Origin of the sequence: Empedobacter tilapiae (assembly GCF_004785645.1) — a bacterium.
Lineage (GTDB): Bacteria > Bacteroidota > Bacteroidia > Flavobacteriales > Weeksellaceae > Empedobacter > Empedobacter tilapiae.
Genome location: NZ_SRPE01000003.1, coordinates 251,125 through 276,327, shown reverse-complemented (window position 1 = coordinate 276,327; position 25,203 = coordinate 251,125). Strand labels below are relative to the sequence as shown.

Annotated in this window: 18 protein-coding genes; 9 read left to right on the top strand and 9 right to left on the bottom strand. The window is 30.8% G+C overall.

Translation table 11 applies throughout. The annotated features are described in order from the left end of the window. Nucleotides 1–146: 146 nt before the first annotated feature. Complete coding sequence (locus E4J94_RS05350; RefSeq protein ID WP_135834823.1) at nucleotides 147–1,067, bottom strand: PfkB family carbohydrate kinase; 921 nt, start codon at nucleotides 1,065–1,067, stop codon at nucleotides 147–149. A gap of 58 nt (nucleotides 1,068–1,125) precedes the next feature. After that, nucleotides 1,126–2,499 (bottom strand): histidine--tRNA ligase, encoded by a 1,374-nt coding sequence (gene hisS / locus E4J94_RS05345; protein ID WP_135834822.1) that lies wholly within the window; start codon nucleotides 2,497–2,499, stop codon nucleotides 1,126–1,128. Between the two features lie 292 nt (nucleotides 2,500–2,791). On the opposite strand from hisS, the gene recF reads away from it, so the two are divergent. The 3 genes from recF to E4J94_RS05330 are packed head-to-tail and all read left to right on the top strand — an operon-like array spanning nucleotide 2,792 to nucleotide 5,132. Further along, a complete protein-coding gene (recF, locus tag E4J94_RS05340; protein ID WP_135834821.1) occupies nucleotides 2,792–3,871 on the top strand; it encodes a DNA replication/repair protein RecF in 1,080 nt (359 codons plus the stop codon). Next, on the top strand, nucleotides 3,868–4,170 hold the full coding sequence (locus tag E4J94_RS05335; RefSeq protein ID WP_135834820.1) for a DUF721 domain-containing protein: 303 nt from the start codon (nucleotides 3,868–3,870) through the stop codon (nucleotides 4,168–4,170). The genes recF and E4J94_RS05335 overlap by 4 nt, the downstream gene beginning before the upstream one ends. A 2-nt stretch (nucleotides 4,171–4,172) precedes the next feature. After that, complete coding sequence (locus E4J94_RS05330) at nucleotides 4,173–5,132, top strand: YheT family hydrolase (protein WP_135834819.1); 960 nt, start codon at nucleotides 4,173–4,175, stop codon at nucleotides 5,130–5,132. A gap of 69 nt (nucleotides 5,133–5,201) precedes the next feature. Here the strand turns inward: E4J94_RS05330 and E4J94_RS05325 are convergent, their stop codons facing one another. After that, entirely contained in the window at nucleotides 5,202–6,635 is a 1,434-nt protein-coding gene (locus E4J94_RS05325) for a RagB/SusD family nutrient uptake outer membrane protein (protein WP_135834818.1), read from the bottom strand. A 10-nt stretch (nucleotides 6,636–6,645) separates the two neighbouring features. Next, nucleotides 6,646–9,660: a SusC/RagA family TonB-linked outer membrane protein gene (locus tag E4J94_RS05320; RefSeq protein ID WP_246034262.1), complete on the bottom strand. Its 3,015-nt coding sequence runs from the start codon at nucleotides 9,658–9,660 to the stop codon at nucleotides 6,646–6,648. Between the two features lie 808 nt (nucleotides 9,661–10,468). Here E4J94_RS05320 and E4J94_RS05315 point away from each other — a divergent pair. Then, entirely contained in the window at nucleotides 10,469–10,750 is a 282-nt protein-coding gene (locus E4J94_RS05315) for a hypothetical protein (protein WP_135834817.1), read from the top strand. A 69-nt stretch (nucleotides 10,751–10,819) separates the two neighbouring features. Here the strand turns inward: E4J94_RS05315 and E4J94_RS05310 are convergent, their stop codons facing one another. Beyond that, the gene (locus E4J94_RS05310; RefSeq protein WP_135834816.1) at nucleotides 10,820–12,199 is read right to left on the bottom strand and encodes a DUF5689 domain-containing protein; all 1,380 of its coding nucleotides are present in this window, start codon (nucleotides 12,197–12,199) and stop codon (nucleotides 10,820–10,822) included. A 25-nt stretch (nucleotides 12,200–12,224) separates the two neighbouring features. After that, nucleotides 12,225–15,032, bottom strand: a complete 2,808-nt coding sequence (locus tag E4J94_RS05305; RefSeq protein ID WP_135834815.1) for a carboxypeptidase regulatory-like domain-containing protein — start codon at nucleotides 15,030–15,032, stop codon at nucleotides 12,225–12,227. A gap of 91 nt (nucleotides 15,033–15,123) precedes the next feature. On the opposite strand from E4J94_RS05305, the gene E4J94_RS05300 reads away from it, so the two are divergent. Beyond that, nucleotides 15,124–16,329 (top strand): endonuclease/exonuclease/phosphatase family protein, encoded by a 1,206-nt coding sequence (locus E4J94_RS05300; RefSeq protein WP_135834814.1) that lies wholly within the window; start codon nucleotides 15,124–15,126, stop codon nucleotides 16,327–16,329. A gap of 1 nt (nucleotide 16,330) precedes the next feature. Beyond that, nucleotides 16,331–17,098 (top strand): tryptophan synthase subunit alpha, encoded by a 768-nt coding sequence (gene trpA / locus E4J94_RS05295; RefSeq protein ID WP_135834813.1) that lies wholly within the window; start codon nucleotides 16,331–16,333, stop codon nucleotides 17,096–17,098. 44 nt (nucleotides 17,099–17,142) lie between these two features. Here the strand turns inward: trpA and tyrS are convergent, their stop codons facing one another. Next, nucleotides 17,143–18,438: a tyrosine--tRNA ligase gene (tyrS, locus tag E4J94_RS05290; protein ID WP_135834812.1), complete on the bottom strand. Its 1,296-nt coding sequence runs from the start codon at nucleotides 18,436–18,438 to the stop codon at nucleotides 17,143–17,145. A gap of 131 nt (nucleotides 18,439–18,569) precedes the next feature. Between tyrS and E4J94_RS05285 the strand changes: the two genes are divergently transcribed. The 3 genes from E4J94_RS05285 to mvaD are packed head-to-tail and all read left to right on the top strand — an operon-like array spanning nucleotide 18,570 to nucleotide 21,562. After that, nucleotides 18,570–19,472: a CorA family divalent cation transporter gene (locus E4J94_RS05285; RefSeq protein WP_135834811.1), complete on the top strand. Its 903-nt coding sequence runs from the start codon at nucleotides 18,570–18,572 to the stop codon at nucleotides 19,470–19,472. Nucleotides 19,473–19,478: 6 nt separating this feature from the next. Then, nucleotides 19,479–20,480, top strand: coding sequence for an NAD-dependent epimerase/dehydratase family protein (locus tag E4J94_RS05280; protein ID WP_135834810.1), 1,002 nt, complete (start codon nucleotides 19,479–19,481; stop codon nucleotides 20,478–20,480). A 14-nt stretch (nucleotides 20,481–20,494) separates the two neighbouring features. Further along, nucleotides 20,495–21,562 (top strand): diphosphomevalonate decarboxylase, encoded by a 1,068-nt coding sequence (mvaD, locus tag E4J94_RS05275; RefSeq protein ID WP_135834809.1) that lies wholly within the window; start codon nucleotides 20,495–20,497, stop codon nucleotides 21,560–21,562. 44 nt (nucleotides 21,563–21,606) lie between these two features. On the opposite strand, the gene E4J94_RS05270 is transcribed toward mvaD, so the two are convergent. Both E4J94_RS05270 and E4J94_RS05265 read right to left on the bottom strand, forming a co-directional pair. After that, nucleotides 21,607–22,344, bottom strand: a complete 738-nt coding sequence (locus E4J94_RS05270) for a DUF4184 family protein (protein ID WP_135834808.1) — start codon at nucleotides 22,342–22,344, stop codon at nucleotides 21,607–21,609. Nucleotides 22,345–22,383: 39 nt separating this feature from the next. Beyond that, on the bottom strand, nucleotides 22,384–25,197 hold the full coding sequence (locus tag E4J94_RS05265; RefSeq protein ID WP_135834807.1) for a hypothetical protein: 2,814 nt from the start codon (nucleotides 25,195–25,197) through the stop codon (nucleotides 22,384–22,386). Nucleotides 25,198–25,203: the final 6 nt, after the last annotated feature.

Genomic DNA, 25,203 nt, shown 5'->3' with positions numbered 1-25,203 from the left:
AAAATGTAGAACTAAAGGACCTATAAAATTAAAAATAAGCCAACCTAACATTTCAAGAATAATCTGCATATAAATAATTTGCAATCTAATATAAAACAAAAAAGCCTTGCAAATGCAAGGCTTTAAATATTTCGATTAATGATCTCTTACAAATTAATTGAGAAATCCATTAATTCATGGAATTTTCTCAAACGATTAATTAATCCCTCACGATCTAAATTTTGTAAAGATTCTGTTCCAAACTTTTCACATGTTACTGATGCTAATGCAGAACCGTAAACAATTGCACGTTTCATGTTATCAAAAGAGAAATCATTTGTTTTTGCTAAATAACCAGAGAAACCTCCTGCAAATGTATCTCCAGCTCCTGTTGGATCAAATACATCTTCTAATGGTAAAGCTGGTGCAAAGAAAACTTGCTCTTCTTGGAATAATAATGCTCCGTGTTCACCTTTTTTAATGATAGCAGTTTTTGGTCCTAATGTCATAATTTTTTTAGCCGCCTTAACTAAACTATACTCTCCTGACATTTGACGTGCTTCTTCATCATTAATAGAAATTACATCAACATCTTTGATTACATCCATTAACTCATTCCAAGCACAATCCATCCAAAAATTCATCGTATCTAAAACAACTAAACCTGGACGTTGATCTAACTGAGTCAACACTCCTTTTTGTACTAATGGATGTAAGTTTCCTAACATTAAAACGTTTGGAGATTTACGATCATGAGGAACAACTGGATTAAAAGTCTCTAAAACATTCAATTCTGTTGCTAATGTATCTCGTGTATTTAAATCATTGTGATATTTTCCTTCCCAAAAGAAAGTTTTTCCTTCTTTCACGATTTCCATTCCATCTAAATTAATTCCTTTCGAAATTAATAAGTCAATGTACTCTTGAGGAAAATCTCCACCAACAACTGAAACAATTGCAGTATCAACGCCTAATAAAGAAGACGCCATACCGATATATGTAGCGGCACCACCTAAGATTTTATCTGTTTTCCCGAAAGGAGATTCTAATTTATCAAAGGCAACTGTACCAACTGTTAATAAACTCATTTTATATTCTTAATTAAATAGTTTGCAAATATATTGAATAGATTTGAATTAAGTAATATTAAGACAATGCATTAGCTAAATCAGCAAAAGCAACTTCAGTTTGTTCTCCTGAAATCATATCTTTTACTGTCGCTTTTTGCTCTGCAATTTCTTTCTCACCCAAAAGAATTACTTTCTTAATTCCTTTTTTATCAGCATATCCCATTTGCTTTTTCATTTTTGCATCATCAGGATAAACCTCTGTATTGATTCCGCTTTGGCGCAATTGTTTCACCAATTTCATTGCCTCAGCAGCTTCTTTCGTTCCGAAATTAATGAACAACGCTTGAATATTTGTCGAATCTTCTAAAGCAGGAAATAAATTATTTTCTTCTAAGACTAAATACGTACGATCTAATCCGAAAGAGATTCCAACTCCAGAAATATCTTTCAATCCAAAAATCCCTGTCAAGTCATCGTAGCGACCTCCTCCACCGATAGATGAAGAGAATTCTCCGATTTTTGCTTTTACTTCGAAAATAGCTCCTGTATAATAATCTAAACCTCTCGCTAAAGTTAAATTCAAGACCAATTCAGCAGATTGTAAACCAATATTTGTTGTATTCTCGAAAACAAATTCTAATTCTTCAATTCCTTTTAATCCAGTTTCTGAAGATTTTAAAATTTCTTTTAATTGAGCAAATTGAGTTTTATAATCTCCATTCATTGAGAATAATGGTGATAAAATTTCAATCGCAGAATTAGAAATTCCTTTTCCACGCATTTCTTCTTTTACAGCTTCTTCACCAATTTTATCCAACTTATCTAAAGCTACAGTAAAATCAATCAATTGAGCCGAAATATCTGCAACTTCAGCTAAACCTGATAAAATTTTACGGTTGTTGATATGAATCTCAACTGGCGTTTTTAATTCTGTAAAAACTGAATCATATAATTGTACAAAATCAACTTCTTGCAACAACGAATCCGAACCTACAACATCAGCATCACATTGAAAAAATTCACGAAAACGTCCTTTTTGAGGACGATCTGCACGCCAAACCGGTTGAATTTGGAAACGTTTGAATGGAAACGTAATCTCATTTTGATGTTGTACAACATAACGTGCGAAAGGCACAGTTAAATCGTAACGCAATGCTTTTTCAGAAATTTGCGAAATTACTTTTTGACTATTTTTATCTGTTAACAATTGCTCATCAACTTTTGCTAAATAATCTCCAGAATTCAAAATCTTGAAAATTAAACGATCTCCTTCTTCTCCATATTTACCCGTTAATGTAGATAAGTTTTCAAATGATGGAGTTTCGATTGGAGAAAATCCGAATAACACGAATTGTTTTTTAATCGTATTGATAATATATTGACGACGATTCACTTCTAAAGGAGAAAAATCTCTTGTTCCTTTTGGAATCGATGGTTTTTGAATTGCCATTTTCTAAATATTCTTTTAAAATACAAAAATACATCATTTTAATTTTAACTCGACATTTTGTTTAGAAATCATGGTTTTAAGTTATAAGCTTTATGCTAATCGGTTAATGAAGTGCGAAGCTCAAAGTTTGAAACTCGGGAAAGGATAAAACAACTCTGCGTAATCTCACGAGGTTAATGGTTTACGATTAACGAAATATGAAATTCAAAGCTCTAAGTTTGAAGTTCGCGTAACTCAATACTCAACACTTAAAGATTGTATTAATCCTAATTAATATCGTAATTTTGCTTTCATGTATTTAAAAGAACTTAAAGCGCGACAATTCAAAAATTTTGATGAAAATAATTTCGAATTTTCATCAAAAATAAATGCATTTGTAGGACAAAATGGTAAGGGAAAAACCAATGTGTTAGATGCTATTCATTATTTAGCTTTAAGTAAATCGTATTTAAATCATTCGGATGCGATGAATATTCAGTTCGATTGTGATTTTTTTACCTTAGAAGGTACTTTTGATCGAAATGAAGCAGACGATGTTATTTTTTGCTTGGTTCGTTCTGGTCAACCCAAACAATTGAAACGAAATTCGAAATCGTATGACCGTATTTCAGATCATATTGGTCAATATCCTTTGGTGATGATTTCGCCTTATGATAGCGATTTAATCAAAGAAGGAAGTGAAGTTCGACGTAAATTTTTGGACAATATTATTTCACAATCAAACAAGCAATATTTGGCAGATTTGATGCGTTACAACAAAGTTTTAACTCAACGAAATGCACTTTTAAAATATTTTGTTGCAAATAATACGTTTGACAATTCATCTCTTGAAATATACGATGAAGAATTAATTCATTTAGGAAAAAAAATACATGAAGTAAGAAAAGAATTTATTCAAACATTTTTGGATGCTTTCTTAAAATATTACAACGAAATTTCCGAAGGACGAGAAAAAGTAAATATCGAATATATTTCACAACTTAATGATACACCTTTTGAAAAGGTTCTAAAAGATGCTTTATACAAAGATCGTTCAGCTCAATATTCGACTGCTGGAATTCATAAAGATGATTTATTGTTTACGATTACCAATTATCCAATCAAAAAATTTGGTTCTCAAGGTCAACAAAAATCATATTTAATCGCATTGAAATTAGCACAATTAGAAGTTATTAAAAATTCATTAAACATAACTCCTTTATTATTATTGGACGATATTTTTGATAAATTGGACGAACATCGTGTGACACAATTGATTAAATTAGTAAACGAAGAACGATTTGGTCAAATTTTTATCACCGATACTCATCCAGAAAGAACAGAGCAAATCATCAAACAAATAAATTCTGAAAGTAAAGTTTTCCGTTTATGAAAAAGTACGAAAAAAGAAGTAATCAGCAAACGCTTGGACAAGCTTTGGAGCATTTCATTAAACAAAGTGGAAAAGAAGAATTGATTTGGGAAGTAAAAGCAGAAGAGGCTTGGCAAACAGTGATGGGAAAGTTTTTCGAGAAATATACAGACCGTGTTGAAGTGAGACAGCGTGTTTTGTATGTTAAAATTAATTCTCCTGCAATGCGACAAGAATTATTGATGGGAAAATCGAAAATTCTTGCAAATATCAACGAAGAAATAAGAAAAGAGTTTTTAATTGATGTCAAAATTTATTAAAAATGCCTTACATAGAAAATTCTAACTATCCGAAACCTAATTTCATTAATCGAAACGCACATCTTTCTACTATTATTCCAGCGAAATTTAAGAAATATCCTATTCCAAATTACACAAGAGAAAAAATAGAAACCGATGATAGTGATTTCTTGAATTTAGATTGGCGAATACAAAATAATAAAGATAAATTAATTATTCTCTTTCATGGTTTAGAAGGTGATTCGAAACGAACTTATCTTAATTCGTGTTCGGATTATTTTTTTGAAAAAGGGTTTAATATTTTAGCTTGGAATCATAGAACTTGTGGTGGAGAAATGAATACGACTTGCCGTTTATATCATCATGGTTCTATTGACGATGTACACAGAGTTGTAGAAAAAGCTATTCAGGAAAATTATAACCAAATTTACTTAATTGGCTATTCTATGGGAGGCGCTTTAGTTTTAAATTATCTTGGTAATTATGAAATTAACAATCGTATAAAATGTGGTGTTGTATTTTCTGCACCTATTTCTCTGAAATCTTGTGCTGATACATTAAAGATATTTCCGAATACAATTTATTTTAAGAATTTTAAACGAACACTTATTCCTAAATTTAAAGTAAAAGCAAAACAATTTCCTGGAAGATTGAATGAAGAAATGATTGATAAAATAAAGACTTTTGATGAAGTCGACGAATATTTTACAGCTGCTTTGCATGGTTATTCTTCCAAAGAAGATTATTATTATAAAGCTTCTCCATTGACGGTTTTGGATAACATTAAAACACCATGTCTGATTGTCAATGCTGCAAATGATCCTTTTTTAGGTAATGATTGCTATCCTATAGAACGTTTCAAGGAACATAAATTCTGTTCATTTGAAATACCGAAATTTGGTGGTCATTGTGGATTTCCTTTAAAGAATAATATACATTCTTGGGCAGAAGTAAGAGCTTGGGAGTTTATAAAAAAATATTAATTAAAAAATTAACATAAAAAAAACCTCGAAGCAAGCTTCGAGGTTTTTGTTTTATAGAATAACCTTTAATTAGTTATCATATCCAGGGTTTGATTTAATCAAACTTCCTCCTAAATCTGTCTCAATTCTAGGAATTGGGAAAGCTAATAGATTTTTGTCTTTACCATTTGCATAAGATGTATCACCCCAACGTAGTAAATCCCATTGTCTTAAACCTTCTCCTAATAATTCTTTTGATCTTTCTTTCTTAAGATCTCCAACTGAAACTGAAGTAATCAATTTTAATTGATCTTCAACAGTATTAACTGTTCCATCACTATTAGTAATTGGCTTCAATCTTTGGGCTAAAAGTAATTTATAATATTCTAATGCTTTAGCAGGATTACCACCATTTAATTCAGCTTCAACACCATCTAAGATAACCTCTTCATAACGAATCATCTTAATGTTATCTGCTCCAACATTATTTGTATATTTTCCTGTTACAAAGTATTGACCATTATTAAGTGTCACCAAAGCTTTACGAACATCATTTGCAGCATAAGAAGTATAAGAAGTTTCTTTTACAGCTAGATTTCCATAACCTCCAGGATTCAATTTATGGCGATAAGAAGTTGTACCTAATGAACCTGTTGTACCTACTGCTAATTCAAAAATTGAATTAAGAGCAGCACCGTTCATTGTGTATTGAAATGTATCAACCAATAAACCTTGAGGAGCAATAGAATATGTTTTTTCTGCTACAATTTCATCAACTAATTTTCTTACTTTAGCATAATCTCCTTTGTATAAATAATAACGAGACATTAAAGCTTTAACTGCCTCAATATTTAAATCTGTTTTACCTTTTAAAGTTATACTCTTAACAGAAGCATATTTTGTCATAATTTCGATCGCTTTATCAAAATCTTTTTCAATTTGAGCTTCCGTTTCAGCAATTGTTGCACGAGGCATCTTTGCTTTCGGGTCATATTGTAAAGGAAGAACAGCTCCTAATTGATCTGGTGCATTTGTATATTTTTGACCATATAATCTTAAAATATCAAAAAATCCTAACGCTCTTAATGCATGAGCTTGACCTTGAATGAAATACGACTGATTATGTTCAGTTTCACTTCCTTGGAATTTAGCTACATCTGTATTAATTGCAATATTCGTCGTTGCAATCATTTTATAAATTACACCCCAAGTATCTTTCGCATAAGCATCTGTTGACAACATTGTATAATCTTGTACTGTTGTATAATATCCTGATAACTTATTACTACTCATTTCATCTGAACGAATTTCTCCATAAGCTAAGAAATCACATCCATAATATTTTGCTGACCTCATTTGTACATATGCTCCACGCACAAATGATTGAAGTTCATTAAACGATGTTAATGGTTTTTGCTCTACTTCTTGGTGAAATTCTCTTTCAACGAAATCATCACTACATGACATATTCAATGATAAAACACTTGCCGTAAGTATTGCTATGGTAAATAATCTTTTTTTCATTTTAATTTTTTTAGAAACTAACATTTACTCCTAATAAGAATGCCTTTAATACTGGTAAATTAAAGTCTGTGTATCCTGCTACATTTGTTTCAGGATCAAATTTTAAATCTTTGTCAAATCTATGTGTCCAAGCATTATTTGCCATTACATACATTTGAACTGAATTTAATCCACTTCCTTTTAACATTTTACTATCGAATGTATATGCTAATCTTGCGTTACTCAAACGAATGTAATCTGAGTCATATAAGAAACGTGTAGAAGCACTATTCGATCTTTTATTTCCATTATAAACTGGTTTTGGATTCGATGCATTGGTATTTTCTGGCGTCCAGTAATCCCCCATTACATCTCCATATCCAGGATAGTTGATTGAGTATTGTCCATCACTGTAGTTATATGCAGCCCAGTTATCATAGATTTTCCCTCCAAATCCGAAAGTAAATTGAAGATCTAATGAGAACCCAGCATAAGCTAATGATGTATTCATACCTCCATATACATCACTAATAAATGATCCTTGAACAGCTTGTTGTGCTGTAGCATAATTATTAGTTGTAGCACCATCTTTACCATTAATATACCATAATGGATCTCCATTTGTTGGATCTACACCAGCCCATTTTCTTAAATAAAATGTTCTTACTCCTTCTCCTTCTTTTAAGATTGTAGTACCTCCTTTAACTTCTCCTCCATATAATTTCGTAATTTCATTATCTAAAGTTGATAGATTAAATCCTACATTCCAATTGAATTGATTACGATCTCCTTTTAAGATGTCTGCATTTACAGTAAATTCAAAACCTTTATTTACTAATTCACCAATATTATCAGTATAAACTGCATTTCCATTTGTCACATTATATAGTCCTTGAGAAGCCGATAATGGTAAATCATAAATCAAGTCTTTTGTTTTCTTATTGAAATACTCTGCTGAAAATCTAATACGATCATTTAAGAAACCAAAATCAATTCCTACATTTAAAGGATTAACTGTTTCCCAAGATAAATTAGGGTTATATACTCTATTGAAAGTTGCTGCTGCGTAATCATTATAATTTGTTGAATAAGCATATGTGGCATAAGGATTAGCACTTACTTGATTACCTAATTTACCATAAGAAGCTCTCAATTTCATCATTGAAATAGTTCCATTTCCTCTTAATCCCCCTAAACGGGCAACATCAAATCCAAGACCTACAGACCAGAAGTCTCCTTCTTTTTGACCTGGCATGAATTGAGAAAGGATATCTCGACGATAAGACGCGTCAACTAATACTAATCTATCATAATCATAGTGTGCTGTTGCAGCATATCCCCAACGAGAAGAAATTACCTTACCTCCTTCATATCCGTAAGGAACAACAAAGTTTGTCAATGTCTCTAAAACAGGGCTACCTACAGTAATTCCTGTTGATGACAAATATCTTTGATCTGATTTATATGCTTCTTGTATCAAAGACACCCCTACATTATGTAAATCAAATTTTTGATTCCAACTTACAATATTTTGAACATTAAAATTAAAAAATCTATTTGTTCCTGATGATTGATAACCTCCTAAGTTTAATCCATCTCCATGTTTAGGGTTATAATACTTATCTTCCTCAACATTAACAAATTCAGGTGCAAAAACTAATGTATATTTAATATTTTTCCAAATATCATATTCTGCTTTAAAGTTCGCAAATACACGAGCTGTTTGTGCTTTACTATAGTTCATATCTAACAAAGCAGCAGGATTAAACTGTCCATTAGACATTCTTCCATTAGAAGTCCAATAATAAGAACCATCTTCATTTCTAACAGGATCAGTTGGTCTATTGAAATATCCCGCTAAAATAGGATTAGCAAAACCTCCTGCATTTGGTAAAGTTCTAATATTACCATAAGACATTTGAATATCAGTAGATAATTTTAATTTGTCTGTTGCTTGATAAGAAAGTTTATTTGTAAAAGCTAAACGTTTGAAGCTAGAGTTTTTAATAACACTTTCTTGGTTAAAATAATTGGCAGATGCATAATATGACAATCTCTCGTTTGCTCCAGAAACATTGAAATCAACATTTTGTTGTATTCCCTTTTTCATCGTCTCATCTTGCCAGTTTGTTGAATAAGGTGATTTAAAGATACTAGCAAATGTAGCATTCACTTTTCCATTAGCAATATCTTCGTTTGTATAGCTAGTTTCTAAGTAATTATTAACCTGATCTCTTAAATATGTTTTATACTCATCACCTGTAAATGGACGATTCATTTTAACAGCTCTATCATTCCATCCTATAGAAGAAGAGAAATTAAATTTTGCATCACCTTTTCTTCCAGATTTTGTAGTAATGATAATTACACCAGCACCAGCATCAGCACCATAAACAGCAGTTGACACCGCATCCTTTAAAACTGTTACTGATTCAATATCATCAGGATTCATATTAGCTAAAATATTACCTGTTGTATTGTTTCTTGTTAAATCTCCACTAGCTATACGCACACCATCTACAATCCAAATTGGAGACTGTACCCCATTAATAGAAGAAATACCTCGAACGCGAACACTTGCCATACCTCCTGGCTGACCAGAAGCACTACCTGCCTGTACTCCAGATACTCGCCCTTGTAACATTTTATCTACTGAAGCCACAGGAACATCTTGAATTGATTTAGAACTCATTGTACTTGTTGCTCCCGTTACCTCTTGAACACTTTTAGTCTGTCCGAAACCTACAACAATTACTTCACCTAAATCAACTTTTTCATCAACTGTATATTTTAAAGCTCCTAAATTATTAGAAGTTACTTTAAATTCTTTTCCATTAATTACTAATGTATCACCTATTTTAGCATCAATGTTAAAATTTCCGTTTTCATCAGTATACGCAACTTTATCTGTACCTTTTACGGTAACCTCTACGTCAGACTCTGGAAAATTGTTACCATCGTTAACTACACCCGTAACTTGAGCAAAAGCCATTGTTCCTAAACCTAGGAAAGCCAGTAAGCCCAAAGATGTTAATCTTCTCCTCATAGTTTTATATTTTATAACATTTTAGACAAAACTCTAACTTTTTTTTAAGATTTCCAAAAACTTAAGTATTTTTTTATTTTATCAAGTATTCAATAAAAGCCTATTAAATATTATTATTAATAACAATAGACATATCAACCACCCTAAATAAACGATTAAACTCAATATGTATAGTATATCACAACATAGCATTTTTAACCCTTTTAGATTTATTGAGTTTAACTAAAAATGTTAAAAAACACTAAACTTTCATGAGTTTCAACCATAAATATAATGGCTATCTTTTTAGATAGCCATTATATTTACTTAACAATTATTTTTCTTCCAAATTAATATCCAGGATTCTGAGCCATATTCTTATTTAAGTTTAAAACTGGCAAGGAGGTAGCAATGGATATTTGTAATCTTCAGCTTTTCGACGTTTGCTATAAATAGACAACTCCCATTAGCATTTGCGAAGTATTTAGCAGAATTTTCATTTTTATCATAATTTACAGAAAACTTATTTAGATGATTCACCATCATTTTTACTAATCGAAATAGAATGAGATACTATTTTTATACAAATCACCTGACCATTTGTGATTATTTTTAGAAAAATGAGCATTTTTTTGCTTATGAGTTGCCTTAACCCTAAGTCATTAATAAAAGTTAATCCATTATGATAGTTTAATAATTACTCTGCATTCATTAAGTTGATGTCTAGTGAATCAACTATTTGATTAATTCCAATTCGAGATAAATAAGGAACTGTTTTCTCTTATCTTTTCGCGGATTTTGTTTTCATGACCATAACACCATTAGCTCCATGAGATTCAAAAATGCTAATTTAGAAACATCTTTCAATACTTTTACTTCTTCAATAGCATCCAAATTAATAGCATTAGCATCAGCAGCTGTCATATATACTCTATCAACAATATATAATAGAGATTTTATACCACCATTCAAACCAATTGCTCCACTTATTGCTTACGATAATAAACCTATAATTTTATCAACAATCGTCAATAAATTATATTTAAAAATTCATTGTATTTTTATACTAAAAATTATTAAAATATTCAATAATAATTTTTCACTTCCTTAACAATTTTCTTTATAAAACAAAAAGGAGGCTAAAATTAGCCTCCTTTTTGTTTTATAAAGAATGATTTGATTAATCAATCTTAATATTATCGATATTTAAATCATATGCAACATCTTTACCTACTTTTAAAGAAAACAAATCTCCTTTAATTGTTTTTTGAATATCAAGTCCTTCAATATTTAAAGTAACAAGTACCCACTCTCCTTTTGTATCAATAGTTCCATTATATTGATTATTTGCAGCAGCCGAAACTGTAACAGATTTATTTGATAGATCTCCTATATTAAATGGTGTAAATCCAGTTGTTGATTTATTTACATTTAATGATAATGATTTTCCAGCAGTTCCCTTTACATAGAAAGTAATTTTCTTAGGGTTTGCAGGAAGTGCATCTGTTAACAAAGCAGTAAACACATAATCATTTCCAGCAGGTGTACCTTTAATCTTTAATGCATTTGAATTATCTCTTCCTAATCCAACTCCATTTGTAGCATAATCTTTTAATCCAAATGTTGTATTAATAGATGCTAAAAAGTCTGCCCAAACATTGAAATCAGATCCTTTAAATAACAAGTTAGTAGCCTCTGTACCATCTCCTCCTGGATTTTGTCCACCTCCAACTTCAAAACGATCTTGATCAAACTTTACATCTTTTGTATCACGAATATAAACTTGGTAAGAAGAGTTATAGATACTTACAACAACAGTAATAGAACCACTTTTTGTTGGTAATGCCTCATTATACCATTTTGCATAACCTGAATTACGTAAATCTACTTCTTTTCCTGATTTATCAACTAAAACTCTATTAACAGTAGTATTTAAAACTCCGTAAGTTTTATCCCCTTCAGGATCTTTAAATTGAACATTATTAATTGTAACTAATGTATTTAAGTTTTCTGCTTTCAAAGCATCTGATAAACTATTGTATACTTTTGGAACAATTTCTTTGTTAGGGTCACATGTTCTAATAAGAAACTTTTTATATAAAGTTCTTGGAATACGACCAACAGCATAAGTAGGATCTACAGAACCTATTTTCATTATTCCTCTATCTTTTGCTACAACTAATCCTTTTAATCTAACTTGAACTTTTGATCCTAATGGATAAGATGTATATAAATTACTATCATCTATCTCTATTTGTATACCCACTGTAGGTTCACTTGGATTATCTTGTAAAGAAATAGTTTTATAAAAGTTTCCTGTTTCATCATTCGAAATCACATAAGCCTCCATTATTAAATCGTCTGCAACAGCTCCATTAGAATCTAAAGCAATCTCACCAGAAGTTACTTTAGTTACTAAATCTTTAAGGTTAATATTTGCTTTTGGCAAACTACATTCTGTTGGCGGCACAGAGTAATCATCATCTTGTACACATGATTGCGTAATAAATAAACCTAAGCTTAAAATACCCGCTATTGATAATTTTGATATTGTATTCATTTTTTTTATAATTCGTTGTTAAAAATTAAAATCTGAAATAAATGTTTGCGAAATAAGTAGTCCCCATTCCGTAGAACATTTTTGGTCCGAACATAGTTTGATAATATTTATTACTTGCATTAGCATAATTACCTATTCTCATTTGTTCAAATCCTCCAGTTACATAGTTTTTGTTATTTAAAACATTATTAATCGTTCCTGAAATTCCTGCAGAGTATTTACCAATACGAAAAGTTTTTCCCATATTTATATTCAGCATAAACTCGTTACTAAATTTTTCTTGTTTTAAAACACGCATTAAACCTTCATCTGTTAATGTTGGATCAGTAACTCCATTATCATCTAATAAAAAGCTTGCTGTTCTACGATAAGCCGCAGGGCTTGCATAATTATTTGTCAATAAATTTCCTGAAACTCCTATCCACCAAAACTTAGGGTCACGATATTCTGCCCCCAATGAAAACCCTGATTGAGGTCCAGAAGATACTTTATAATTTTTCAAATATGATGTCCCAAAGTTTTTGAAAGGAATTCCATCTTTACCAAATTCATCAGAATACAAATAATAATCTGGATTATCTTTGTAAACATATTGTCCAATAGAAGCAACAGCAGAAACTGTAAGAACTGGTAAAACTTGAGCCTCAACTGCCAGTTCAGTACCTAAATATTCTTTACCTACTCCATTTAAAACTTCAGATACAAAAAATCTTTTTTGAGAATCTAATCCTCCATCAATATACCCGAAAGCTTTTTGTATTTCATCTTTTGTACGTGTATAATATGCTGTAGCTCTAGCTTTTATTCTAGGTGCTCTTAAAATATAAGATAAATCACCTGAGAAAATTTTAGCACTTTCAATTCCATTAATTGTAACATCATTCAAACGAGCATTTGGAAAAATTTCATCCGATGTTGGCGCTTCTGTCTGATACATTACATTTGCTTGAATAAAATTACGTCCGTCTAATTTCACTAAGAAATTCGATTTTACTCCAAAATCTAAGAAATCGTATGTCTTACTTTTTCCGTAAGAATGATCTTTATACATCTCATTTTGGAACTTCCCATCACGATAGAATTTCGTCATTGCTGCTTTCATTCCAATTGTAACATCCAAAAATTTCGACTTGATTTTAGTTTGGGCAAATAAATCAGCATAATCACGATTGATTTCGTAATAATATTCTTGTTTTTCTCCCTTTCTAATTTTATCTCGTTCCGATTCGTCACGATTATCTAAAATATTATAACGATAAAAACGTGAAACTCCATTTTCTACAACAGTATTAAAATCATCTTTATTCCACACAAACTCAGCTCCCATTAGATCTTGAACTTCGCGATATAATTTAGAATTTGTATTTTGGTAAGATGCTGCTAATGTTAAATCAATATTTGGTGCTAATTCTGTCTGAAAATTCGTATAAGCTGTTGCTGTTCTATCTTCGTTAACATCTGCAGTTAACCAATAAATTGCATGTCCATCTTTACTTGATTTTCTATTTGCATCATATAAATTATTCCAATTTAATTGAGAAATTTCTCCATTCATCCATTGATTATATAATACATTAGATGCCGCAAAATCTGCTTCAGTTGGCGCACTTCCATCTACCTTATACAGTTTGTAGCTTGGCATATTACGATAATATGTTGGAGAAGGGTTATTTGCATTAAACCAATCTAAACGAGAACCACTTTCTTTACCAAATTGATAAGAAACAGTTGTTGTTAATTTTGACTTATTATTAATATTCCAATGGTGAGTTAACATATTAATAGGCTCGAATGTTTTCTTAACACGTTCATTACGTTTTTCACCATCTTGCCATCCCCAATAAGAATTGTAATAAATTCCCTTCATATCCACAACTTCTTGTGTATTTGGAGAACCTGTAGAACGACGTGTTGGAGCACCAAAACTTGTAAAGTTTAAAGTATGTTTTTCATTAAACTTTTTCTCGATACCTAAATAATAAGCATAAGCGTCATAAAAAGTACCTTCTATGATACCTTCCTCTGCCCAGCGTCTACTTCCAGAAACCATAAATGCCCAACCATTATCCATTAATCCTGTATTGTAAGTTGCCATTACACGATTTCTATACGAACGATTAGTATTAGAATATGCTAAACTTACCCCTTTTCGCATTGTAGAAGGGCGAGTATCAAAATTTGTGACTCCACCTAAATCTCCAAAAGCATATTTAGAAGGCTCTATTCCATATGTTAACTCATCAGGGCGACGAGTAACATCATTCAAACCTCCCCAGTTATTAAAGGTCGCACGCCCATTATCCATTTTGTTCATACGAACTCCATTAAAATGTACGTCATTATACTTGTTATCTAAACCTCTTGGTTTAAACCAATACGAACCTAATTCGTATGCAGAAACGCGAGCAAAAACATCGCGAGAAGATTGTAAAAGTCCTGAATTTGAAGCTGTAGTACTTTCGTCATCTGACAATTCATCGTCAGTTAAAGTAATAATACCAACTTCTGCAGTATTTGGATTAAATGTTAATTTAATATCACCTAAGTCTAGCTCTTTTTGCCCTGCTACAGTGATTTCTTTTTCATAAGGATCATATCCTACGCCATAAACTTGTAATTTGTATGTTCCATCCGGAATATCTACAAACTGAAAATAACCTATACGATCGGTGATAGCAGCATCGCTTACTGCTCCTCCGTCCAAACGTACAGTGAGGTTATAAACCTCTTCACCTGTAGCAGCATTTTTTGCTACCCCAGTAACCTTTGTTTGCGCCTGCGCCATAGCAACAGTTGCAGCAAAGACTGAAAGACTTAACAATAATTTGTTCATTCAAACGAATTTTTATTTATAAATTAGCTATTTATTTTCTCCATCGAAAAAAATAGGACAACAAATTTAGTAAATTCATAATTAATAACATATGTTTAAAATTAATAAATCTTTAACTTTATTAATAATTTTTAATTTATTCTTAACGTTAAGTGTTAAAGCTCAGACTAAATACTCAAGTGCAACTGTTGCTTTTTATAATGTCGAAAATATTTTTGACACCATAAAATCAGTAGGATATATAAATGGGACTTTACCATATAATGATAAGAATTATCACATTCAGATTGCGGAATCTGACATTTCAAAGTACGAAACTGAAGAATTCAAGCAAAGTTATACCTACGAAAACTTAAAAGGAAAGAAAATAATTCGCCCTTTGATTCTTCAAGAAGAGTTTCTTCCAAATGGAAATAAGAGATGGAACACTCAAAAATATTTTCAAAAAATCAATAACATTTCAAAAGTCATTAGTGAATTAGGTACAGATGTTACTGGTTCTGCTCCTGCTATTGTTGGTTTATGTGAGATTGAAACTAGAGAAATTTTAGAAGATATAGCTAATAGTTCAGCTCTAAAAAAATACGATTATGATGTTGTTCATTTCAATTCATTTGATGCAAGAGGAGTGGACACCGGTTTATTGTACCAGAAATCACGCTTTAAAGTAATTGATGCAAGACCTCATCCTATTTTCAATTATGACTCTGAGGGAAAACGTAGATACACTCGAGATATTTTACAAGTAACAGGTTTATTAGATGGTGAAGAAATTACATTCTTAGTAAATCACTGGCCTTCTCGTAGTGGAGGAGAAAAAGCATCTATGCCTGCGCGTATAGAGGCTGCTAAAGTAATGAAAGGAATTTTTGATGATTTAAAATCTAAAAATCCAAATGCTAAAGTAATTGCAATGGGAGATTTCAATGATGATCCTATTTCTCCGAGTATCAAAAATACATTTAATCCTGCTGGAGAAATATCAAAAGTTACAGAAGACGGATATTACAATCCTATGTTACCTTTATACAAAAAAGGAATTGGGACATTAGCATATCGTGATGCTTGGAATTTATTTGATCAATTTATTTCGACTTCATCATTAGTTACAAAAAATAAAGATTATTCATCTTACAAAATTTACAAAACAGAAGTATTTAATAAAGATTACTTAATAGCAACAGAAGGAACTTACAAAGGTTTCCCAAATCGTATGTGGAGCGGAGATACTTATCGTGCAAATGGATATTCGGATCACTTTCCTGTTTATACAATCTTATTAAAACAAGCAAAATAACATGAATAAGTTAGAGCAATTGTTTACACAAAAAAATAATAATCTCATTACAATATACACAACAGCTGGGTATCCGAATTTATCGGATACCCCTGTTATTTTAAAAGAATTAGATAGAAATAATGTTGATATAATAGAAATTGGAATTCCATATTCTGATCCTTTAGCTGATGGGCCAACTATACAGGCTACAAGTGAAAAAGCGTTAGTAAATGGAATGACGTTAGATATTTTGTTTAAGCAATTAAAATCGGTTCAAAATGAAATTTCTTCGCCGATTGTTTTGATGGGTTATTACAACCAAGTGATGACATTTGGATTAGAGAAATTCTTACAAAATTGTCAAGAAAGTGGAGTTTCAGGCTTGATTTTACCTGATATGCCGTACGAAATTTACTTGGCGCAACACAAAGAATTATTTGAGAAATACGATCAAAAAGTTACTTTTCTAATTACACCTTTAACAACAGAAAAACGCATTAAAGAGATTAATGATGCTACATCAGGTTTTGTTTACATCGTTTCAAGTTCTGCAACAACAGGAGCTACAACTTCTAATTATAACGAAGTTTTTTTATCTAACATCAAAAATTTAGGTTTAACGAAGCCTCATCAAATAGGTTTTGGTATTTCAACAAAAGAAGATGTAGAAAAAGCTTGGGAATTTTCAAATGGAGCTATTATAGGAAGTGCTTTCTTACGTTTATTAGAAAAATCCGAAGGGAATTTTCAAGAGACAATAAAAGACTACATACAATCTTTAAGATAATAAAAAAAGCCTCGCAAATGCGAGGCTTTTTTATTTATATTTTCTTATTCAACTATTAAAATAAAATAGTTCTTTTTACCTTTTTGTAATAAGATATATTTATCAGCGATTAAATTTTCTGTTGTTAAAACAAAATCTTCAACAATTTTTTCTTTGTTTACTGAAATAGAATTTGCTTTTAATTCACGTCGTGCTTCTGAATTTGATTTCAAGAAACCAGATTTTTCAGCTAAAGCAGCTACAATATCCAATCCTACTTCAATTTCTTCTTTAGAAACTGTAGCCTGAGGCACACCTTCAAAAACCGACAAGAAAGTATCTCCATCTAATTCTTTTAAATCTTCAGAAGTTGATTTTCCAAATAAAACTTGAGACGCTTTTTCTGCTTTACGTAATTCATCAACACCATGAACTAAAATAGTAATTTCAGTTGCTAATTTACGTTGTAATTCGCGTAAGTGTGGCTCTTGACGGTGACGCTCTATTAAATCATCAATTGCTTCTTTTTCTAAAAAAGTATAAATTTTTATATAACGTTCTGCATCAGCATCAGCCTGATTTAACCAAAATTGATAAAATTTATAAGAAGAAGTACGATTTTTATCTAACCAGATATTTTCTCCTCCTTCAGATTTCCCGAATTTAGTTCCATCTGCTTTTGTAGTTAATGGACAAGTAAAAGCAAAAGCTTCACCTTGTACAGTACGACGAATTAACTCTGTACCTGTTGTAATATTTCCCCATTGATCAGAACCTCCCATTTGCAATTTTACACCTAATTCTTTATACAGATGTAAATAATCGTAACCTTGAATTAATTGGTAAGTAAATTCAGTAAAAGACATTCCAACATTAGACTCTGATGAAAGTCTTGATTTTACAGAATCTTTTGCCATCATGTAATTTACAGTAATATGCTTTCCTACATTACGTGCAAAATCAATGAAAGAAAAATCTTTCATCCAATCATAGTTATTCACCAACAAAGCTGAATTACCGTTATTCGTATCAAAATCTAAGAAGCGAGACAATTGCGCTTTAATTCCAGCTACATATTTATTCAACGTTTCTTCATCTAATAAACTTCTTTCTGCTGCTTTACCTGTTGGATCACCAATAAAACCAGTTGCTCCACCAACCAAAGCGATTGGACGATGTCCGTGACGTTGTAAATGAACCAATAAGAATATAGGAACTAAACTTCCTACATGAAGAGAATCTGCCGTAGGATCGAAACCTACATAACCAGAAGTCATTTCTTTATTTAGTTGTTCTTCTGTTCCTGGCATAATATTGTGAACCAGTCCTCTCCAAGTCAATTCTTCAATTAATGGATTCATAGTATTTTAATATATTTTTTATCTAATTTTTTACGAACAACAAAGTTATGATTTTTCGGTAGATTATAAATGATGATTAAGAATAAAAACTAATTTGATATATTTATTTAAAATTTGAATATAACGATTACATGCAAACTATTTTCGAAAATGAAAAATTCAAATGGATTAATCTCCACAATCCTACAAAAAATGAACTAGATGAAATTGCCACAAAATATTCTTTTCAAAGACTAACTATAGAAGATAGTTTAGAACCTGGACATTTACCAAAATATGAATCTGATGATCAAAATGTTTCATTTTTATTGATTCGTTTTTTTGACAAAGAACATCGTATGTTGAAAAATATTATTCGAGAATTTAGTCATAAAATCAGTATTTATATTGGTTCAGATTTTATTGTAACAGTACATCAAAAAGATACTGATATGTTTGATATTATTCAGAAAAAACATCTTTCAAATCTTGACTCTTCAAAAGTTACAATTAAAAGTATTTTGTATCGAATAATTTCTGAGACAATCAAAACCTACGAACAACCTGCTTATAGAATGGATGAAGGTGTAGATCAACTAGAACAAATGATTTTTACAGATGATTTTAGAAAAATAAAACTGCAAAATCTTTATAAAATCAAACGAGAAGCTACTGCTTGTAAAAAAATATTAGATTATACTTTAGAAGCTCTTAAAGAATATCGATTAGATAATAAACGAACAAGTTCTTCACAAGACTTGATAGAAGAGAATGTAAAAATGTTACATCTACACTCACAAATTGTAGATGATGCACAAAGTTTATTAACTATTTATTTATCAATAAATGGTCAAAAATCGAACGAAATCATGCAAACGTTAACTATCTTCTCTGCTTTTTTTCTTCCCTTGACATTTATTGCAGGAATTTATGGTATGAATTTCGATTTCATGCCCGAATTAAATCACAAATTAGGATATCCAATTTGTTTACTTGTCATGTTATTAGTGGTAATTTTTATTTACTTTTGGTTCAAGAAAAAAAGATATTTATAATTCAGTATGATTTTCGTAACGGGAGGAACAGGTTTGGTTGGTGCACATTTATTGGTAGAATTAGCAAAAAAGCAACAACCTATTCGTGCTTTAAAACGAAGAAAATCGAATACAAAAACCATCGAGAATTTCTTTATAGACCAAAATGCTTCGCAATTTTATCAGTTTATTCATTGGATTGATGGTGATTTGTTGGATGTAACTGAACTTCCGAGTTTATTGGACGGAATCGAAACAATTTATCACGCTGCGGCTTTTGTCTCGTTTGATGAACGTCAAGAAGAAGAAATTTTCAATACTAATATTTTAGGAACAGAAGCTTTGGTTAATGAAGCAATCGATTCTGGCGTGAAAGAATTTTTCTTTATCAGCTCTATTGCTTCGATGGATGATTTAAATCCAGCAACGAAAATGATTGATGAGCGTTCTGGCTGGAATAATAGCTTGACACATTCTTCTTATTCCATCTCAAAATTTAGAGCTGAAATGGAGGTTTGGCGCGCTTCACAAGAAGGCATTAAAGTTATTATTATCAATCCTGGTGTAATCATTGGAACTTTAGATACAAAACGTGCGAGCGAAAGTTTATTTCAACAAAATTCATCAAAAAGTGATTATGCTCCTTCGGGAGGAACAGGATTTGTAGACGTACGCGATGTCGTGAAGATTTTTTTAGAATTAATTAATCAACAAGTTTACAATCAAAAATTTGTGGTGATTTCTGAAAATAGAAGTTACCGAGAAGTATTTGATTTTGTTTCGATGAATAGTAAACGTTCAATCAAAAATGTTTCGAATACAACCTTGAAAATCATTAAAAATCTATCTATTTTCAGTCGAGTTTTTGGTGGAAAATATATGACAAAAGCGAATTATTATTCGTTGACAACTCATACCAAATACGACAATTCTAAAGTTAAAAATTTGCTTCAATATGAATTTATTCCAATCAAAGAAGCAATTGATTATCATTATAAACGCTTTCAAAAGCTGAATTCTACAAAATAGTTTACTTTTGTTTTATGGAACAACAATTCATTTCAACACTTTCAACAACTGCTTCGGAATTAAAATCAGGAAGCGTTTCTGCTAAAAGTCCATCAAATATTGCCTTGGTAAAATATTGGGGAAAAAAGAAAAATCAAATTCCAACCAATAGCTCTATCAGCTACACATTAACAAATAGTTATACAGAAACTGAATTAAAATTTTCGCCAAAAACGTCGGATACTTTCGAAGTTGAAGTTTACCTGGAAGGTGAATTGAAAGAAAGTTTTGCTCCAAAAATCATTACTTTTTTCGAAAGAATTACAGCTTACATTCCATTTTTGAATCAATTCAAATTTGAAGTTCATACACATAATTCTTTTCCACATAGTTCTGGAATTGCTTCTTCAGCTTCTGGAATGTCGGCAATGGCTTTGTGTTTAGTTCAAATTGAGAATATTTTAGGAGCTAATTTATCTGAAGAAGATTCCTTAAAAAAAGCTTCTTTCTTGGCTCGTTTAGGTTCTGGAAGTGCTTGTCGTTCGGTTTACAAAGGTTTGGTTGAATGGGGAGAAAATGATTTTATCGAAGGAAGTTCAGATTTATTTGGAACAAAATATCCAGATGTCGAAATTCATGATGTTTTCAAAACTTTTCACGACACTATTTTATTGATTCACGAAGGTCAAAAATCGGTTTCTTCTACTGTTGGACACAATTTAATGAATGGACATCCTTATGCTGAACGTCGTTTTGTGGAAGCAAATGAAAACTTAAAAGCGTTATTACCAATTTTAAAATCTGGCGATATCAAAGCGTTTGGAGAATTGGTAGAACATGAAGCGTTGACATTACACGCGATGATGATGATGTCGAATCCTGCATTTATTTTGATGAAACCAAATACAGTTGCGGCTTTAGAAAAGTTGTGGGAATTCCGTCGTGAGACTGGAAATCATTTATATTTTACATTAGATGCTGGTGCAAATGTACATTTGCTTTACCCTGAGCAAGATGCGGAAGCTATTGAAGTTTTCATCGAAAATGAATTAAAAAAATTCTGTCAAAACGGAAATTATATAAAAGATAAAGTGAATTTTTAATCACTTCTAAAATAAAAGGTTGTCAGTTATTTGATAACCTTTTATTATTTTATCAACAGTTTCTCCTTTAACCCAAAAATAATCAAACTCAAAAAATTACTCATTCCAATAACAACAATGATGTTACCTAATCCAATTTCAATAGGAAAGAAAACAAATCGTATTGCGAAAATAATTGTTGTAAATAGAACTACTTTTAACCAAAAAATGTAATCAAATTTAGTTTTAGGAAGGGGCTGTTTTTGCATTTTATAAATCCAAAAAACAATAAAAATCGCACCTAAAAATGTGCTAAAATGTTGTAGAAATTTATATCCTTTTACTTCGAAATTATTGAAAGGAATTTGAAACCAAGTTTCCTCTAAAGTTGGAATTAATTTCGAAAAATATCCCCATTCGTGAGTAAAAGCATCCCAAAAAAGATGCGAATAAGCTCCTATTATAATTGAAAGAATCACAATTATCCAATGTTTTTTAAAATAGTAAATCCAATCAAAATTTAGAAATTGAGCAAATCGTTCTTTTAAAAAAATTGGTAAATGATTGATTAAAATGTTTCGAACAAATATGTGAAAAACGAAACAATAAATAAGAGCAATTGGTAAATCGAAATACAAAACACCCCAAAACAAATGACTGTGCGTTGCTACAATCTCCATTCGAGAGAAATATTCTAAATCTGGCGACATCGAACCAATAATTAATCCTGTCATCGAAAACCAATTTGATTTTAGCTTTTTTAGCGGAAGAATAATTGCTGGATGGCAAAAAGTTAGTGGCATTTAGATTTTATTTTGATACAAAGTAAATCAAAATACCCATTAACTACCAAAACGTTTAATGTTAACTTTTCGTTCCTTAATTTTAAGAATAAGCGGTTCATATTCTGTATTTTGTTCCTTTTCAACCGTCACTTTATTCAAATATGTTTTCGCATAAACATGTTCTGGTAAACTATTTTCTACAAGATGAAATGTATAATTTCCAACAGGTAAAAAAGCTGTATACTCACCTCTATCATTCGTTTTAACTGTAAAAACCTGTCCATTTTCGTGATTAAAAATCAATGTAAATCCAAATAAATTTGCCGAAACTTGATATTCTAATTTTGAAGACAGTTCATATTCAACTTTCCCTCTCACAACACCAGTTTGTTGCATTGGAATAGAAATAGAAGTCGTTTTCGCATTGATATTAATCGCATAATCTTGCGCAAACCATTTTTGACCAGGAAGTTTAACCAAATAATTTCCATAAGGCACTTTTTTATACTTGATATTCCCTTCTAAATCTGTAATAAAATTCGTTTCATTTATCTTCACATTACGACTATCAGCCACTTTATCGCCTTTATCAAAAACACCATTTGCATTGTAATCATAAAACACAAACAAATTCAATGTTCCGTCTTTAACATTAGTTACCGCACGTTTTGCTGGTAAATTATATTGTACACCAACTTGCAAATAAGTTTGTTTACTATACAATGTTTTTGAATCGTAATGACTAAAATTAGCTTGTGTATTAACAATAAAATCATCAAATGGTTGATAATCGATAGAAGCTCCAAAAGTTATTGTATTTCCAAAATTTTTGTCAATATTATAATAAGTAGAAACTGCTGTATTCAATTTTTTCTGAAAAAAACTTTGACGAAAACTCGCTGAAGTAGTAAAACGTTCTAGTTGATGATCTAGATTATTGGTAGAATAAACTTCTGCAATCATCATACTCCCACGTTGATAAATCGAGTTTAACTGAAAGTTTTTCACATTCCATGTTAATTGTCCATAAATAATTGGATCGACTTTATGAAAATCATTTAACTCTGAAAATCCTCCCAAAGCATTCAACACCAACTGATGCACACGAGAATTAGACAACCAAGTAAACGTTCCATTTAGATAAGTCGATCTAAAATCCATTGGTATATACGTAAAGGTCTCATAATTCAAGATATTTGATTTTTCTATGTTGAATTTTGGAGAAATCGAAAGATTGAAATGACTCGCTAATTTAAACGAAATTCCTGTTTCAAAACGTAAGGCTTTCGATTCATTTGCTTGCATGTAATTAATCAAATATGGATCGATAGATTTCGGATTATTATTGGTAACTGTTAACGAAGACCACAGAGAAAATTTAGAAAACGTTCGTTGAAAACGCTGATTAAGATACAATGCTCCACGTCGCGTCCCAGGATAATAACCAGAACTAAAATAATTAGAACTATAGAAATCGAACTTTCCTATTGTTCCAGAAATATTTGCAGAAACCGACATCGAATTTTCGACATTGTTCGTTTCTTTAAATTTTGATAAACCATACCCAAATTTCATAGAGTAATTCCATTTATTCGGAGTTATCCACTTGTAACCATTTGTCAAAACAAAATTAGTTGTCGAATAATTTCTATCGAATAAAGTAGTTGTTTCTAACTCATTTTTATCTTTTATTAAAAATCTTCCATTCGCAAAAGTTGTGTGACTATTTTTGAATACATCATTACTCAAATTATCTAATAAATTATAATTTTTTTCGACTGTTCCAACCACAATACGATTGTAATTTTTATCATAATTATTAAACAGCATTAAGCCTCGTCCATTAATTGGAATATCAAAATCATTATTATTAATCGATCCTATTAAAATACCTTTGTCTTTCCGCTGATATTTCACCCAAGAATCTGTCAAAACCATATCTTGATCGTTTTGCCATGAAGTTCCATTAATATTGTAAGCAAATTCATTTAACCCAACCGAAAATTCTTGATGTGCCATTAAATTATAATTCGCATTTGTAGAATTGATATCACGAGCAGTTAATCGGACATAATTTGTAGAAAGATTTGTCCAATTCTGATTCAACATCGCTGGATCTGTGTACACACGATTAGAACTGGCATTTTGAATTGTAAAAAAGACATTTCCTGCAAAATCTTTGGTATTTGTATAACCCGAAACATTTACCTGAAAACTTTCGATTTTCATCATATCACGGTCTACATATTTAGAAAACCGAACAATTCTTTCTTGAAAAGCGTCTACATTAATTCGTTTATTATCTGAAGTAAAATTACCTCTAAAATCAGGAAGAACATTTGTTAATAAAACTTCTTCAGCTTGATTTCCCATATTCATTACTTTTAGCTCATAATGAATAGAATCTCCTTCTTGGCGATAAAAAATATTACTCTGAACCGGAAAAATTTTGATATTTCTCTTTTGCAAAACAATAACCGATGTTACCGATTTCCCGATTTCTTTTTTGTTTAAAAAATCAATTATACTAAATTCTAAATCCAATTTCCCAGCCATTTGCGATTTGTTCACTGTAAATTGAATTGGAATAAAAGCTTTCTTTTTCGGATTGATTCTTATTTGAAGATTGTCTTGCGAATACGATCTTACTGATGCAGGAATTTTAAGTCCCAAGAGCGCATTAATAGTATCATTCGTTGTATTTTCTAATTGAAGAATAACAGAAAAATTATTATCATCTTCTAATTTAATTTCTTTTATTGTGCTAAATTTTAATCCATTATTTATAGTTTGAGCACGCAAATTTTGTCCGCTAACAATGATAAGCAGAATAAAAAATACGCTTCGAAAATAATTGATTAAAAAGTACATATTGTT

Excerpts from the sequence above, each read along its gene's own strand:
- E4J94_RS05280 (WP_135834810.1), top strand. The coding sequence starts at position 19,479 with ATGATTTTCGTAACGGGAGGAACAGGTTTGGTTGGTGCACATTTATTG.
- E4J94_RS05265 (WP_135834807.1), bottom strand. The coding sequence starts at position 25,197 with ATGTACTTTTTAATCAATTATTTTCGAAGCGTATTTTTTATTCTGCTT.
- E4J94_RS05320 (WP_246034262.1), bottom strand. The coding sequence starts at position 9,660 with ATGAGGAGAAGATTAACATCTTTGGGCTTACTGGCTTTCCTAGGTTTA.
- E4J94_RS05270 (WP_135834808.1), bottom strand. The coding sequence starts at position 22,344 with ATGCCACTAACTTTTTGCCATCCAGCAATTATTCTTCCGCTAAAAAAG.
- E4J94_RS05315 (WP_135834817.1), top strand. The coding sequence starts at position 10,469 with ATGAGATTCAAAAATGCTAATTTAGAAACATCTTTCAATACTTTTACT.
- hisS (WP_135834822.1), bottom strand. The coding sequence starts at position 2,499 with ATGGCAATTCAAAAACCATCGATTCCAAAAGGAACAAGAGATTTTTCT.
- E4J94_RS05330 (WP_135834819.1), top strand. The coding sequence starts at position 4,173 with ATGCCTTACATAGAAAATTCTAACTATCCGAAACCTAATTTCATTAAT.
- E4J94_RS05350 (WP_135834823.1), bottom strand. The coding sequence starts at position 1,067 with ATGAGTTTATTAACAGTTGGTACAGTTGCCTTTGATAAATTAGAATCT.
- recF (WP_135834821.1), top strand. The coding sequence starts at position 2,792 with ATGTATTTAAAAGAACTTAAAGCGCGACAATTCAAAAATTTTGATGAA.
- E4J94_RS05325 (WP_135834818.1), bottom strand. The coding sequence starts at position 6,635 with ATGAAAAAAAGATTATTTACCATAGCAATACTTACGGCAAGTGTTTTA.
- E4J94_RS05300 (WP_135834814.1), top strand. The coding sequence starts at position 15,124 with ATGTTTAAAATTAATAAATCTTTAACTTTATTAATAATTTTTAATTTA.
- mvaD (WP_135834809.1), top strand. The coding sequence starts at position 20,495 with ATGGAACAACAATTCATTTCAACACTTTCAACAACTGCTTCGGAATTA.
- E4J94_RS05335 (WP_135834820.1), top strand. The coding sequence starts at position 3,868 with ATGAAAAAGTACGAAAAAAGAAGTAATCAGCAAACGCTTGGACAAGCT.
- trpA (WP_135834813.1), top strand. The coding sequence starts at position 16,331 with ATGAATAAGTTAGAGCAATTGTTTACACAAAAAAATAATAATCTCATT.
- tyrS (WP_135834812.1), bottom strand. The coding sequence starts at position 18,438 with ATGAATCCATTAATTGAAGAATTGACTTGGAGAGGACTGGTTCACAAT.
- E4J94_RS05285 (WP_135834811.1), top strand. The coding sequence starts at position 18,570 with ATGCAAACTATTTTCGAAAATGAAAAATTCAAATGGATTAATCTCCAC.
- E4J94_RS05305 (WP_135834815.1), bottom strand. The coding sequence starts at position 15,032 with ATGAACAAATTATTGTTAAGTCTTTCAGTCTTTGCTGCAACTGTTGCT.
- E4J94_RS05310 (WP_135834816.1), bottom strand. The coding sequence starts at position 12,199 with ATGAATACAATATCAAAATTATCAATAGCGGGTATTTTAAGCTTAGGT.